Genomic DNA, 14,067 nt, shown 5'->3' with positions numbered 1-14,067 from the left:
GGTTGACGCCGCCATAAAAAGACGACGTCCACATATGGCCAGGGCTGCTCGCTCCGGCGCGTCGGTGGTGCGTCGAGAGGGGGACGTCGCGTTCTCCGTGAGCCGCTTGAGCAAGTCGGCGGTTGTTTATCAGACCATCGCGGCCCTTCTATGGATTCCCCAGGCTGCACTTCTGGCCGTGGCGGTCGGCGGGTTTGCCGCCGGCGAGGAAGCTGCGGCGGCCGGGCAGCCGGCGTTGGGTATTCTGATTCTCGGTGTCGCGCGGGCGGTGATCGACGGCGCTGGCGGCCGTATTGCGTTCCGGCAGGCGCGGAGTCAATTAAGCACCTTGCGCAATGCGGCTGTGGCGGGGCTGGCCAAGACGTCGCCGCTCGATGCCACGCGGCCTTCCTCCGGTCTGGCGGCCAGCACGCTAGCCGAACAGGCGGAAGCCGTCGTTCCCTATATCGCCCGGCTTCGACCAGCGCGGTTCAAGGCCGCGCTCGTGCCGCTTGCAATCATTGTTTGCGTACTGGCCTTTTCCTGGGTGGCGGCTCTGGTGTTGCTCGTCGCGGCACCGCTCATTCCACTTTTCATGGCGCTGGTCGGTTGGCGTGCCAAGGAAGCGAGCGAAGAACAGCTTGCTGAAATGGGAAGCATGAATGCCTTTTTGATTGATCGCCTGCGCGGCCTGACGACCATCCGCAGCTTCGATGCCGTGGATCGCACCGCTAAGAGATTGCGTGCCAATGCCGATACGCTGCGTCGTCGCACAATGGCGGTGCTGCGCATCGCATTTCTCTCCTCGGCGGTGCTGGAACTGTTCGCCGCGCTCGGCGTCGCAATGGTCGCCGTCTATGTGGGTTTCCATCTGCTCGGCGAACTGAATTTCGGAGCGTGGGGTGGCAAGCTGACATTGACCGAAGGACTGTTCATTCTGCTTCTGGCACCGTCCTTCTTCGAACCGCTGCGCGATCTCTCCGCTGTCTGGCATGACCGCGCGGCTGGCAAGGCCGCTTTCGAGGCACTTGAAAAACTGTCCGAGACCGGGCGCAACGCTGTCGGCGTTCTGGGCAGACAGGGCGAGCGGGATATGACCAAGGGCGGGCTTTCGCTTTCAGTGGAAGGGCTCACCTTTCGTCATATGGAAGGTGTTAGGCCGGTTTTCTCGGATTTCGATTTGCATGTTCGGCCTGGTGAGCGGGTGGCGCTCATGGCGCCGAGCGGTGAGGGAAAGTCCACGCTCCTTGCCTTGATTGCGGGGCTGATCGCGCCGGAGAAGGGAGTGATCAGGATTGGCGGAAGGATCATGGATGAAGTGAGCGCTGCGGATTTGCGCGCCTCCATCGCCTGGATCGGTCAAGATCCACATATTTTCCCCGGCACCATATCGAGAAATGTCTCGATGGGGCGCCGCAATGTGGATGCCGAACGCATTTCGAGCGCGCTGAAGACAGTCGGGCTCTCGCGGTTGCTTGCCGCGCGGGGACCCGCGATGATCGGTGAAGGCGGTTTCGGCCTTTCCGGCGGCGAAGCATTGCGGTTGGCATTGGCACGTGCGGCAGCGACGCCACGCGCCGGTCTCGTGCTGGTGGATGAGCCGACTGCCCATTTGGACAGGGAAACGGCGCAAGAAATCACTGAAAGCCTTCTGCGCATCAGCCGGGGCAAGACACTTGTCGTCGCCACGCACGATCCCGTGCTGGCCGCTCGTTTGGAGCGCGTGATCACGCTAAAAGCGCCCGACGAGTCCGGGAGGAGCTCATGATCGCCAATCGCAATCTTCGGGCTGTCGCTTCCCTTTTCTGGTTCGGCAACCGCAACAAGCTTCTTGCCGGCGCGTTGCTTTCATTCGTCACTGTGCTTTTCGGTATTGCGCTGTTGGGACTGTCCGGCTGGTTTATAGCCGCCACGGCCATCGCCGGCCTCTCGGTGGCGACAGCACTTGCCTTCGATGTTTTCGCTCCGTCCGCGGGCATTCGTTTCCTGGCGCTTGCGCGCACCGCATCGCGCTATGGCGAACGCATCGCCACCCATGATGCAACCCTGGAAGTGCTTGCCGAGCTGCGTGAAAGGTTGTTTCGCGGCTGGGCGGTTGCAGGTGCTGCCCGGGCAATGGCTGCGCGGCCCGCGCGTCTTCTTTTCCGGCTAACTAATGATATTGACGCGCTGGACTCACTCTATCTGCGCGTTCTCGTGCCGCTGTGTTCCGCCGCCGGTGCGGCAATTTTCGCTGGCTTTGCGCTTGGATTTATCGATATCCGACTTGGTGCCGCTTCCGCGTCGTTCTTGCTAGCCATGGGGCTTGGTGTGCCGGCTTTGGCTGCGCACCACGCGCAAAAGCCGGCGCGGCGACGGGTTCATGCCCTTGAGGTTTTGCGCGCCCGCAGCGTCGACCTCGTCCGCGGCCAGGGTGAACTGGTCATGACCGGACGCATCGATGCCCAACGCGAGGCGATCGCCGAGGCTGATTTGCGTCTCGCCCTCGCGGACGATGCCATGAACAGGACGGAAATCTGCGTCAGCGTGGCGCTCGGTATTGCCGGTACAGCGCTGCTTGCTGCGATACTTATGGTTAGCGCAGAGCTTGTCGAAGCAGGTCGAACCGGCGCGCCCGTCGCCGCGCTGGCACTTCTAATCGGCCTTACGGCCACCGAACCATTTACCGCATTGAGGCGTGGCGCAGTCGAACTTGGACGTACACTCACGGCCGTTCGACGCATTGGTCCAAGACTTGGTGCGGAAGATAGTATGTCGGCAAAGAACCTCTCGTGCGAGCCGCAATCGGCGATAAGGCTGGAGGGCGTGACGGCGGCTCACCAGGGCATTCTGCAAGCGGCCCTTGATGACGTTTCACTTGGGATCAAAGTGGGTGAGTGTGTTGCGGTAATCGGCGCGAGCGGTGCAGGAAAATCCTCGCTTCTGGCCGCCATCGCGGGCGAAATGCCGCTCCATGGGGGCACTGTAGCCAGCCTTCCCGCGACCCTGTTTACCCAACGCACGGAACTGTTCAACGACACGTTGCGCGGCAATCTCGCGCTGGCCAATCCCCTGGCAGATGACGGCGCAATGCGTGATGCGCTGGAAGCGGCGGGATTATCGCGACTGCTTGAAGGATTGCCTTACGGCCTCGACACCGTTCTGGGAGAGGGCGGCGCCGGACTTTCGGCCGGGCAGGCGCGGCGGCTTGCACTCGCGCGGCTGGTGCTGTGCGATGCACCACTCTGGTTGCTCGACGAGCCGACTGAAGGGCTCGATCGCGAAACCGCGAATGACGTGATCGCGCGGGTAGCCCAGTTTGCGGCCAACAAGACGCTGGTCGTGTCGACACATATACGCCGCGAGGCTGAAGGTGCGGATCGCATCCTTCGCATGGATGGAGGCTGCATCGTCGACGAGGCGCGCCGCGGCACAGCCGAATACAAGCTCTTGCTCGATGGTTTGAGACCGGACTGAGCGCTTACCCCGACGACCAAAGGAGCCGGACAACCGGATGGTACAATGGAACTGAACATCGTCGATCTCTCGCGGTTGCAATTCGCGATAACCGCGCTCTACCACTTTCTGTTCGTCCCGCTGACGCTCGGACTGTCGGTGTTGGTCGCCATAATGGAGACCGTCTATGTGATGACAGGCCGCACCATCTGGCGACAGATGACGAAGTTCTGGGGCACGCTTTTCGGCATCAACTTCGTGCTCGGGGTCGCCACAGGCATTGTCATGGAATTCCAGTTCGGGATGAACTGGAGTTACTACAGTCACTATGTCGGCGACATCTTCGGCGCACCCCTGGCCATCGAGGGACTGATGGCCTTCTTCCTGGAAGCCACTTTCGTAGGGTTGTTTTTTTTCGGTTGGGACAAGCTTTCCAAGCTCGGTCATCTGGCTTCGGCCTGGGCGGTCGCCATCGGTTCGAACTTCTCGGCGCTATGGATTCTCATCGCCAATGGCTGGATGCAGAATCCGGTGGGTTCTGCCTTCAATCCGCAAACCATGCGCATGGAAGTAACGGATTTCTATGCGGTGCTCATGAATTCGGTGGCGCAGGCGAAGTTCGTTCACACCGTGTCGGCCGGCTATGTCACCGCATCCGTCTTCGTGCTCGGCGTCTCTGCGTGGTACCTCCTCAAGGGCCGGCACCTCGAACTCGCCAAGCGTTCGATGACGGTCGCCGCTTCCTTCGGTCTTGCCTCGGCGCTCTCGGTCGTGGTGTTGGGGGATGAGAGCGGCTATCTCGCCACAGAACATCAAAAGATGAAGCTCGCCGCTATCGAGGCCATGTGGGAAACGGAGCCCGCGCCAGCCTCCTTCACTGCGTTCGGTTTTCCCGATCAGGAAGCGCGCAAGACCCATTATGCCGTCCATATACCCTGGGCGATGGGTGTCATTGCAACACGCTCGCTGGATACACAGATTCCCGGCATCGAGGAATTGGTCGAGCATGCGGAAGAGCGCATCAGAAACGGCATTGTCGCTTACGATGCACTGCAAAAGATCCGTGCTGCCGGCAGTACTGACGCCATTCCCGAAGATGTCAGGACGGCATTCGAAGATAGCGGCTCCGATCTCGGCTATGCGCTTCTCCTGAAGCCTTATCTGGACGATCCGCGCGAGGCTACGGACGCGCAGATTGAGCAGGCTGCGAACGACACGGTTCCGAATGTGCCAACGCTGTTCTGGACCTTCCGCATTATGGTCGGGCTGGGCTTCTTCTTTATCCTGCTTATGACAGTGTTCTTCTATCTGTCTGCGCGGCACAGACTGGATCGCTATCCCTTGCTGTTGCGCGTCGCTGTCTTCGCGATCCCGCTTCCATGGATCGCTGCAGAATGTGGCTGGATCGTCGCGGAATTCGGTCGCCAGCCATGGATTATCGAGGGCGTTCTGCCTACGGCTGTGGCGGTGTCCAATCTCGGCGCTTCCACAGTGCTGATGACAATCGTCGGCTTCTCGTTGATCTACACCGTGCTTTTCATCGTCGAGATGACGCTGATGTTGCGCGCCATTCGCAAGGGACCTGAACCAGACGAAGAGCCTGAGGCCGATTTCGGTCCCCGTGCCTTCGTTCCGGCGGAGTAAGAACAATGATCCTGCACACTCTCATCGATTATGAAACGCTGCGCGTGATCTGGTGGCTTCTGCTCGGCGTCTTGCTGATCGGTTTCGCCGTCACGGACGGCTTCGACCTTGGAACGGGTACGCTTCTGCCTTTCGTCGCCAAGACCGATACGGAGCGGCGTGTTGTCATCAATGCGGTCGGCCCGATCTGGGAAGGCAACCAGGTCTGGCTCATCCTCGGCGGCGGCGCGATCTTCGCCGCTTGGCCACCGCTTTACGCGGTATCGTTCTCGGGATTCTATCTCGCCATGTTCGCCGTGGTCTTCGCACTCATCCTGCGCCCGGTCGCGTTCAAATATCGGTCGAAACGCGAAAACACGACCTGGCGGGCGATTTGGGACTGGGCGTTGTTTGTCGGCGGTTTCGTACCGGCACTGATCTTCGGCGTTGCGGTGGGCAACGTCCTGCAGGGTGTGCCGTTCCGGCTGGGAGACGATCTGCGCATCTTCTACGAGGGGACGACGCTGTTCGAACTGCTCAATCCGTTTGCTCTTCTGTGCGGTTTGCTTTCGGTGGCGATGTTGATCATGCATGGCGCGTCCTGGCTGATGATTAAAACCGCGGGCCCGATTGCGGAGCGCAGCCGTACTTTCGGCAGCGTCGCCGCGATGACGACCGTCGTGCTTTTTGCGCTCGGCGGGCTCTGGTTGTGGGCGGCTATAGAGGGTTATCGCATCACCAGCGCCATCGTCACGGACGGTCCTTCCAATCCGCTCGCCAAGTCCGTGGAACAGGCAGCCGGAGCCTGGTTCGACAATTATGCGGCTTATCCTTGGACGATGGCTGCACCCGTGCTCGGTTTTGCCGGCGCAGCACTCGCGTTACTCCTCTTTCGGGCGCGGCGTGAGGTGCCGACACTGCTCGTCAGCGCGGTGTCGATCGTCGGCATTATTTCCACGGTCGGCCTGTCAATGTTTCCATTCATCCTGCCGTCCTCGATCGCACCCGACGCGAGCCTGACGGTGTGGGATGCTTCCTCGAGCCATCTCACCCTTTTCATCATGCTGGTGGTGACCGCATTCTTCGTGCCGCTGATCGTCGCTTACACGAGTTGGGTCTACAAGGTGCTGTGGGGCAAGGTCGACGAAAAGGACATCCGTGAGGGCAAAGGTCACGCTTACTGAGCCCACCAACGTTTCAGACAAGGAGATCAAGGCATGTGGTATTTCGCATGGTTGCTCGGACTTCCCCTCGCCGCAGCGTTCGCCGTTCTGAACGCGATGTGGTACGAGTTGATGGACGACGCGCAGAAGAAGAAGGAAGCTGGCGGTTAAACCGGCATTTCGTATATGAGAAGACGCCGGCCATGAGCCGGCGTTTTGCTTTTCAGGTCAATCGCTCGGAGGCGCATCCGCGGGGCGTTTCATGATCACCTCGCGGTGAGGATAGGGAATCTCGATATCGTTTTCCTTCAGCGTGTCCCATAACGCAAGCAACACCTTGCCGCGCACATTGGTAAGCCCTTGCTGCGGGTCGCGGATCCAAAAGCGCAGCACGAAATCCAGCGAAGAATCGCCGAAACCCGTGAGCCAGCAAACGGGCCGACGTTCCGCATCTACCCGGCCAACGCTGATCGCCGCTTCAATGGCGAGCGCGGAGACCTCGTGTGGATCGGATTCGTATGAAACGCCGAATGGCACATCGAGGCGCACCATCTCGTCGCTGAACGACCAGTTGATCACCTGCTGGGTGATGAAATCCTCGTTGGGGATCAGATATTCGCGCCCGTCCCGGGTGATTACTGACACGAAGCGCGCCCGCAATTCCCGGATCCAGCCGAACGTGTCTCCAAGCGTGATCGTGTCGCCTGGCTTGATGGACTTGTCGAGCAGGATGATGATGCCCGAAATGAAATTGGAAACGACTTTTTGCAGGCCGAAGCCGAGGCCGACGCCAATGGCGCCGGAGAATACGGTAAGTGCCGTCAGGTCGACGCCGACGGATGATAACGCAATGCCGCCGGCAGCTATGACAAGCCCGATCTTGACCACTTTGCCGAGCAGCACGCGGATCGACGGGGTCAACTCGTCGGATCGTTGGACCCGCTCATCGAAATAATTGCCGATCACAATGGCGAGCCATACCGTGCCTGTCAAAAGCACCGCAGCTTTCAACAACACCAGTGCGCTTAACCGCGTCTGGCCGAGCGGGAGCGCCAGCGTGTCGAGAAAGGCAGCGGCCTCGTCGTTGATGCCGAGGATGACGATGGCTGCATAGGTCCAGGCGATCCAGCCTATCGTTCGCGCGAGCAGGCGATTGCGAATAATGCGCGAGATCACCGAAGTAAACAGCCAGGCAAGGGACAGAGACATAACCAGCGAAAGCAGGAGCGTACGGCTCGGCCAGGTGACGGCGCGCATTGCGGTCAGGGCCGCGAAGAGCAGCAGTACGAACAGGATCCAGTCCGTCCGCCGCATCAGCGCAATGATAACGCGCAGAAGTCCCTGGTGTCCCTTGATGCGCCGCGCGCGGGACTCGAGCCGATTCTCCAATTCCCGCGAAGCCAGCTTCGCTACCACAAACAGAATCGCAATGATTGCGAGCTGGTAGAAGGTCCAGGGATTGGCGAGATTAACGAGTTCGGCCTGTACCCAAGCGGCAATCTCGATCAGAGGGTCCACGAACGCCATGGTTGCAGTTTAGAGCAATTTCTGTCGGTGTGGAAACAGTTCGCGACGCAAAAATGCGGCTAAAACAAGCAGATGGGGATATGGTGCTGAATGCATTGTCGCGCGGCCGGAACTTGGCATGGACAAAACGAGCATCGAGGATCATCCGCTTCTTCTGGGCATCGACACGGGCGGCACCTATACGGATGCTGTCCTGTTCTGCGAGCGTTCGGGCGTTGTTGCCAAGGCAAAAGCGCTGACGACGCGGCATGATCTGGCAGAAGGCATTGCCGGTGCCGTCGATGCCGTGCTGGCGAGGGCGTCCGCACCTGCGGGCCGCATTGGCCTCGTCTCCATGTCGACGACACTCGCCACCAATGCGCTGGTGGAAGGTCAGGGCGGTCGTGTGGCGCTGGTCATGATCGGCTTCTCGGAAGCCGATCTCACGCGGGCAGGACTGCGCAACGCATTGCGGTCCGATCCGGTCCTGTTTCTCCCCGGCGGGCATGATGTGCATGGCAATGAAACGCCGCTGGAGATGGAGCGACTTGAAGCGCAGATCGCGGCGCTGGCGCAAAGCGTGACGGCTTTCGCCGTCTGCGCCTATTTCGCGGTGCGCAACCCCGCCCATGAGATCGCGGTCAGGGATTTCATCCGCGCCCGAACAGACCTACCGGTCACCATGAGCCATGAGCTGTCCGCCCAGCTCGGCGGGCCACGCCGGGCACTGACAACTCTGCTCAATGCGCGGCTTATCGCACTGATCGACCGGCTGGTACTGGCCACTGAGAGTTTTCTTGAAAAGCGAAGTATTCGCGCACCTCTCATGATGGTGCGTGGCGATGGTGCGCTTGTCTCTGCAGGGTTCGCCCGCGGCCGCCCCATCGAGACCATTCTCTCGGGCCCCGCAGCGAGCCTGGTCGGCGCGCGGTACCTGACAGGGCTCGACCGCGCAATCGTTTCCGATATCGGCGGCACGACCACAGACATCGCCGTTCTGGAAAACGGTCAGCCACGCATCGATCCGCAGGGGGCGACTGTGGGCGGTCATCGCACGATGGTCGAGGCGGTGGCAATGCGCACGTTCGGGCTCGGCGGAGATTCCGAAGTCACGATAGAGGAAGGCGGGCTGAGCGGTCGCATTGTGCTCGGGCCACGCCGGCTCGTGCCCCTGTCCCTTGCCGCACATCTTCATGGCGGCCAGATCGTCGAGGCGCTGCAAAAGCAGGAGACGAGGCCGGTGCCTTCCCGGCTCAACGGGCGTTTTGCGTGTCTGAGCGGTATGCCGGCGCGCCACGCAACGGGCCTCTCGCAGAGCGAGGCCGCGCTCTATGCGCGGCTGGGGCCGGAGCCGGTGGCGCTTGACGCGCTCATCCTGTCCAGTGCGCAGCTTGCGCCGCTCGATCGTCTCGTCGCGCGGGGGCTCGTTTCGCTGATTGGCTTCACACCTTCCGATGCTGCACATGTGCTCGGTCGGCAGACCGGATGGGACGCGGAGGCGGCGCATCTTGGCGCCGCGCTTTTCGCCAGACGCCGCGACGGCGCCGGCCAACAGCTCGCGCCGGATGCGGAAGCGTTCTGCGAACGTGTTATGGCGCGTCTTGCCCGACGCTCTGCCGAAGCCGTTCTCGAAACGGCATTGTGTGAGGACGGGTTCGACGGGGCGGCGCTCGCCGGGCACGAACTTATGCGCCGGGCACTCGATGGGGAGCAAAGCGTCACGCGGTTCCGGGTTTCGCTCGACCGCCCGCTCATTGGCCTGGGCGCATCCGCGCCCCTGCACTATGCCGGGCTCGGCGCACTGCTTCGAGGAGACTGTGTGTTGCCAAAGGATGCGGATGTCGCCAACGCCATTGGTGCCGTTGTCGGCCGGGTGGGTGTGCGCACCGAAGCCCATATCGGCCAGCCGCGAGAGGGCGTCTATCGGGTGCAGGTCGCAGAAGAACTGCGTGATTTTGCGGATGAAGAAGAGGCATTGGCCTTTGCCGAAAGCGTGTTGATGCGCGACCTGCACGACAGGGCGCGCCAGGCCGGCGCCGATCAGGCAGAGCTCCACGTGACACGCGACATCCGCGCTGTCGATGTCGACGGCAGCCGTCGTTTCCTCGAAGCCAGGGTTGTCGCCCACGCCTCGGGGCGGCCGCGTATGGCACTCAACCGCGATAAAGGTTGAAACTTCTTCGCCATCCGGCGAATTGACCCCGTGCCGCTGGCGTGGTGAAAGCAGTGCATCATGTCTGACATTGGGAAGAGGAGTGTCTGCCAAATGGAAAATCGCGTTGAGCTTCACGGGTTGAAGGTTGCGGAAGAGCTGCGCGATTTCGCCGTAAACGAGGCGCTTCCCGGCACGGGCATCGAGCCCGACAAATTCTGGAAGGCACTAGCGGAGATCGTTCACGATCTGGCTCCGAAAAACCGCGCCCTGCTCGCCAAGCGCGACGCAATGCAAGAAAAGCTCGACGCCTGGTACAAGGAAAACGGCGCAGCTGCCGACCAGGAAGCTTATCAGGCTTTCCTGCGCGAAATCGGTTATCTGCTGCCGGAAGGCGAGGCCTTCTCCGTCTCCACGCAGAATGTCGACCCGGAGATCGCCAGTGTCGCCGGTCCCCAGCTTGTCGTGCCCGTGATGAATGCGCGCTACGCGCTCAACGCGGCCAATGCGCGCTGGGGTTCGCTCTACGATGCGCTATACGGCACCGACGCCATTGCCGAGGAGGACGGCGCGGAAAAGGGCAAGGGCTACAATCCCAAGCGCGGTGAAAAGGTCATTGCCTGGGCGCGCGCCTTCCTTGATGAGAGCGCACGGTTCGATGGTGTTTCCTGGACCGAAGTTGCCGGGCTTTCGGTTGTCGACGGTCAGCTCGTGGCGAAGGCCGATGGCGGTGAAGCGCGCCTGAAGGATGCTTCGAAATTCGTCGGTTATCGCGGTGCGGCGGATCAGCCGACCGCCGTTCTGCTCGCCACCAATGGCATGCATGCGGAAGTCGTGATCGACCGCACGCACCCAATCGGCAAGACCGACAAGGCGGGCATTGCCGATGTGGTGCTGGAATCGGCGCTGACCACGATCCAGGATTGCGAGGATTCCGTCGCCGCCGTGGACGCGGGAGACAAGGTCATCGTCTATCGCAACTGGCTTGGCCTGATGAAGGGTGATCTCGAAGAGCAGGTAACGAAGGGCGACAAGACCTTCACCCGCCGCTTGAACCCGGACCGCGAATACACCGCGCCCGATGGCGGCACGCTCTCGCTGCCCGGTCGTTCGCTGATGCTGGTGCGCAACGTCGGCCATCTGATGACCAATCCGGCCATTCTCGACACCGATGGCAATGAGGTGCCGGAAGGCATCATGGACGCACTCTTCACCGCAACCATTGCGCTGCACGATGTCGGGCCGAATGGCCGCCGCATGAACAGCCGCGAAGGCTCCATGTATGTGGTGAAGCCTAAAATGCACGGCCCCGAAGAGGTGGCCTTCGCGGTAGAACTGTTCGGCCGCGTCGAGAGAGCCCTCGGCATGGCGCCCAACACCATGAAAATGGGCATCATGGATGAGGAGCGCCGCACCACGATCAATCTGAAGGAATGCATCCGCGCCGCGCGCGAGCGGGTTGTCTTCATCAACACCGGCTTCCTCGACCGCACGGGCGACGAGATCCACACCTCCATGGAAGCAGGTCCTATGATCCGCAAGGGCGATATGAAGCAGGCCGCCTGGATCTCGGCCTATGAGAACTGGAATGTCGATATCGGCCTTGAGTGTGGTCTTTCCGGCCACGCACAAATCGGCAAGGGCATGTGGGCCATGCCCGACCTGATGGCGGCGATGCTGGAGCAGAAGATCGGCCATCCGAAGGCCGGTGCGAACACCGCCTGGGTTCCGTCGCCAACGGCGGCCACGCTCCACGCCACGCATTACCACACGGTTGATGTCCACGCCGTGCAGGCCGAGCTGAAAAACCGCAAACGCGCAGCACTTTCCGACATTCTCTCCGTGCCAGTGGCAACGCGGCCCAACTGGACACCGGAAGAAATCCAGAAGGAGCTCGACAACAACGCGCAGGGCATTCTTGGCTATGTGGTGCGCTGGATCGATCAGGGCGTTGGCTGCTCCAAAGTGCCGGACATCAACGATGTTGGCCTGATGGAAGACCGTGCGACGCTGCGCATTTCCGCCCAGCACATGGCAAACTGGCTGCATCATGGCGTCGCAAGCAAAGAGCAGGTGATGGAAACGATGAAGCGCATGGCGGCGGTGGTCGACCGGCAGAATGCCCGCGATCCGCTCTATCGCCCGATGGCGCCGGATTTCGACAAATCCATTGCCTTTCAGGCGGCCTGCGACCTTGTGTTCGAGGGGCGGGAGCAGCCCAGTGGTTATACCGAACCGGTTCTGCATGCGCGCCGCCTTGAACTGAAGGCGCAAGACAGTGCAAGTAGAGCATCATGACCCGCTGATGGCGCATCGGATTCGCCGGCGGTAACAACAACAGGTCGCCGGACTGTGCCTGAATGAAGACTCTTGCAATCGATACCGCGGCGGCGCTCTGCGCCGCCTGCGTTCTTGAAACCGATACGGATGAAGAGCTCAGTCGGCACGTGCTGGACCTGGGCAAGGGGCATGCCGAACACGTCATGTCCGTCATCGAAGGCGCGCTGAAGACTGCCGGTCTCGGCTATGACGCGCTTAGCGCCGTGGCCGTTTCCGTGGGCCCCGGATCGTTTACCGGTGTGCGGGTCGGCGTATCCGCCGCACGCGGTCTGGCGCTTGCGCTCAATGTGCCGGCCATCAGTGTTTCCACGCTTGAAGCACTTGGCGCGGAGGCGCGTGAGACGTTTCCCGAGCGTGCCCTCCTCGTTGCGCTCGGGCAGCGCGCGCCAAATCTCTTCGCCGCAGGCTTCGACAGTGAAGGGCGCGTTCTCCTCGAACCTCAGAGTCAGTCAGCGGAGAGGCTGGCGGAATGGGCCTTTGCCGAGAATGCAGTCGTCTACGGCGTTGCCGCCGAGCTTGTTGCCTCAGCGGGCTCCGGCGCGCTCGACATCCAGCCAGCCGGCGCAACAGCGGACATTTTGACCTTCGCCCGGCTTGCCGCTGCAAAGGGGGCGGGCAGCGAGCCACCAAAGCCGCTCTATCTGCGCGCACCGGACGCTGCCCCGCAGCAGAATTTCGCGCTCCCGCGAAAGGAAGGCTGATGGCGCTCTTTCCGAGAAAACGCGAGTTTGTCGTACGACCGCTGGAGGTCGCGGACAGCCTCGTTCTGGCCGACATGCACGCCGAAGATTTTGCTCGCCCGTGGAGCGATGCGGAGTTTGAATCGCTGCTCACACAGGAGGGCGTGTTCGGTTTCGCCGTTTCCGAAATCGGCAGAAAACCGCCGCAGCTTGCCGGGTTCGTGCTTGCGCGACAGGCCGCGGATGAGGGCGAGATCCTCACCATTCTCGTGACGCGCAACCAGCGCCGCCACGGCCTTGGCCGTCAGTTGATGGATGCGGTGCTCTTCAGGATGCACGGGGACCGTGCCGCCGCGCTGTTCCTGGAGGTGGACGAGACCAACGCCGCTGCCATTGCGCTCTACCGAAGGCTCGGATTCCGGCAGGTCGGGGGGCGGCCGGATTACTACCGCGATGCAAACGGCAGGCGCACCAGCGCCATTGTCATGCGCCGCGACCTGCGCTGAGCGCTGTTTCCCACGGGGGAAAAATGCTGTAAGCGTCCATTCCTCGCAACGGGCCTCAAGGCTGATCCAGGGCTGATGTTCAGCACGTTTCGTTTCGTCATCGCAATCCTGATTGTCGCGCTTTACACACTGCCGCTCATGCTGGTGCAGGAGGTGGCGCTGCGCACGAGGCTTTTGAGCGACCGCATCGTGCCGCGCCTGTGGCACCGGCTCACCCTTGGGGTGCTCGGCGTGCAGGTGCGCATGGAAGGACGGCCCTCGACGCAGCGCCCGCAGATGATCGTCGCCAATCACGTTTCTTGGCTCGACATTCTGGTTCTCGGTTCGCTCGACGGCGTTCATTTCATCGCCAAGTCTGAAATGCGGCGCTGGCCGATCCTCGGCACATTCGCCCGGCAGCAGCGGTCCGTCTTCGTCGAACGCGAACGCCGCCGCACTTCGCCCGAGCAGGCGCGCCAGATCGCCGAGCGGCTGGCCGATGGCGATCCGATGGTACTTTTCGCGGAAGGCACAACTGGTGACGGGAATCGGCTTCTGCCCTTCAAAAGCACCTTGTTCAGCGCCGCGCAGCTCGCGCTTGCCAGCGAGCGGGCCGAAAGCGTCACCGTGCAGCCCGTGGCGATCACCTATCTCAGAAAGGGCGGCCTCCGGCTCGACCGGCGCGAGCGCGCCGCGCTGTCGTG

11 protein-coding genes are annotated in these 14,067 nt (G+C 61.7%); 10 read left to right on the top strand and 1 reads right to left on the bottom strand.

Translation table 11 applies throughout. The features are described 5' to 3' along the window. Positions 1 to 34: 34 nt before the first annotated feature. The 5 genes from cydD to cydX are packed head-to-tail and all read left to right on the top strand — an operon-like array spanning position 35 to position 6,371. Positions 35 to 1,747 carry a thiol reductant ABC exporter subunit CydD gene (gene cydD / locus QZ638_RS10105; protein ID WP_295809614.1) on the top strand — a complete coding sequence of 571 codons (1,713 nt, stop codon included), beginning with the start codon at positions 35 to 37 and terminating at the stop codon, positions 1,745 to 1,747. Further along, positions 1,744 to 3,435: an amino acid ABC transporter ATP-binding/permease protein gene (locus QZ638_RS10100; protein WP_295809607.1), complete on the top strand. Its 1,692-nt coding sequence runs from the start codon at positions 1,744 to 1,746 to the stop codon at positions 3,433 to 3,435. Before cydD ends, QZ638_RS10100 begins: the two co-directional genes overlap by 4 nt. A gap of 45 nt (positions 3,436 to 3,480) precedes the next feature. Then, positions 3,481 to 5,058 carry a cytochrome ubiquinol oxidase subunit I gene (locus tag QZ638_RS10095; protein WP_295809606.1) on the top strand — a complete coding sequence of 526 codons (1,578 nt, stop codon included), beginning with the start codon at positions 3,481 to 3,483 and terminating at the stop codon, positions 5,056 to 5,058. 5 nt (positions 5,059 to 5,063) lie between these two features. After that, positions 5,064 to 6,221: a cytochrome d ubiquinol oxidase subunit II gene (gene cydB, locus QZ638_RS10090; RefSeq protein WP_295809603.1), complete on the top strand. Its 1,158-nt coding sequence runs from the start codon at positions 5,064 to 5,066 to the stop codon at positions 6,219 to 6,221. Positions 6,222 to 6,254: 33 nt separating this feature from the next. Continuing rightward, on the top strand, positions 6,255 to 6,371 hold the full coding sequence (gene cydX / locus QZ638_RS10085; RefSeq protein ID WP_295809600.1) for a cytochrome bd-I oxidase subunit CydX: 117 nt from the start codon (positions 6,255 to 6,257) through the stop codon (positions 6,369 to 6,371). 57 nt (positions 6,372 to 6,428) lie between these two features. Here the strand turns inward: cydX and QZ638_RS10080 are convergent, their stop codons facing one another. Further along, complete coding sequence (locus tag QZ638_RS10080; RefSeq protein WP_295809599.1) at positions 6,429 to 7,727, bottom strand: mechanosensitive ion channel domain-containing protein; 1,299 nt, start codon at positions 7,725 to 7,727, stop codon at positions 6,429 to 6,431. Positions 7,728 to 7,845: 118 nt separating this feature from the next. Between QZ638_RS10080 and QZ638_RS10075 the strand changes: the two genes are divergently transcribed. The 5 genes from QZ638_RS10075 to QZ638_RS10055 form a co-directional block, all read left to right on the top strand. Next, entirely contained in the window at positions 7,846 to 9,879 is a 2,034-nt protein-coding gene (locus tag QZ638_RS10075; protein WP_295809596.1) for a hydantoinase/oxoprolinase family protein, read from the top strand. A gap of 93 nt (positions 9,880 to 9,972) precedes the next feature. Continuing rightward, a complete protein-coding gene (locus QZ638_RS10070) occupies positions 9,973 to 12,156 on the top strand; it encodes a malate synthase G (RefSeq protein ID WP_295809594.1) in 2,184 nt (727 codons plus the stop codon). Positions 12,157 to 12,218: 62 nt separating this feature from the next. After that, positions 12,219 to 12,899 (top strand): tRNA (adenosine(37)-N6)-threonylcarbamoyltransferase complex dimerization subunit type 1 TsaB, encoded by a 681-nt coding sequence (gene tsaB / locus QZ638_RS10065; protein WP_295809593.1) that lies wholly within the window; start codon positions 12,219 to 12,221, stop codon positions 12,897 to 12,899. Next, positions 12,899 to 13,384 (top strand): ribosomal protein S18-alanine N-acetyltransferase, encoded by a 486-nt coding sequence (gene rimI / locus QZ638_RS10060; RefSeq protein ID WP_295809588.1) that lies wholly within the window; start codon positions 12,899 to 12,901, stop codon positions 13,382 to 13,384. The genes tsaB and rimI overlap by 1 nt, the downstream gene beginning before the upstream one ends. Before the next feature lie 75 nt (positions 13,385 to 13,459). Then, positions 13,460 to 14,067, top strand: a 608-nt coding sequence (locus tag QZ638_RS10055; RefSeq protein WP_295809585.1) for a 1-acyl-sn-glycerol-3-phosphate acyltransferase, incomplete at its 3' end; no start/stop codon positions are given.

This window comes from uncultured Nitratireductor sp., assembly GCF_913053745.1.
In the GTDB taxonomy this organism is placed as follows: Bacteria; Pseudomonadota; Alphaproteobacteria; order Rhizobiales; family Rhizobiaceae; genus Nitratireductor.
The sequence above is the reverse complement of the archived record's forward strand: the minus strand, read 5'-3'. Positions and strand labels throughout refer to the sequence as shown.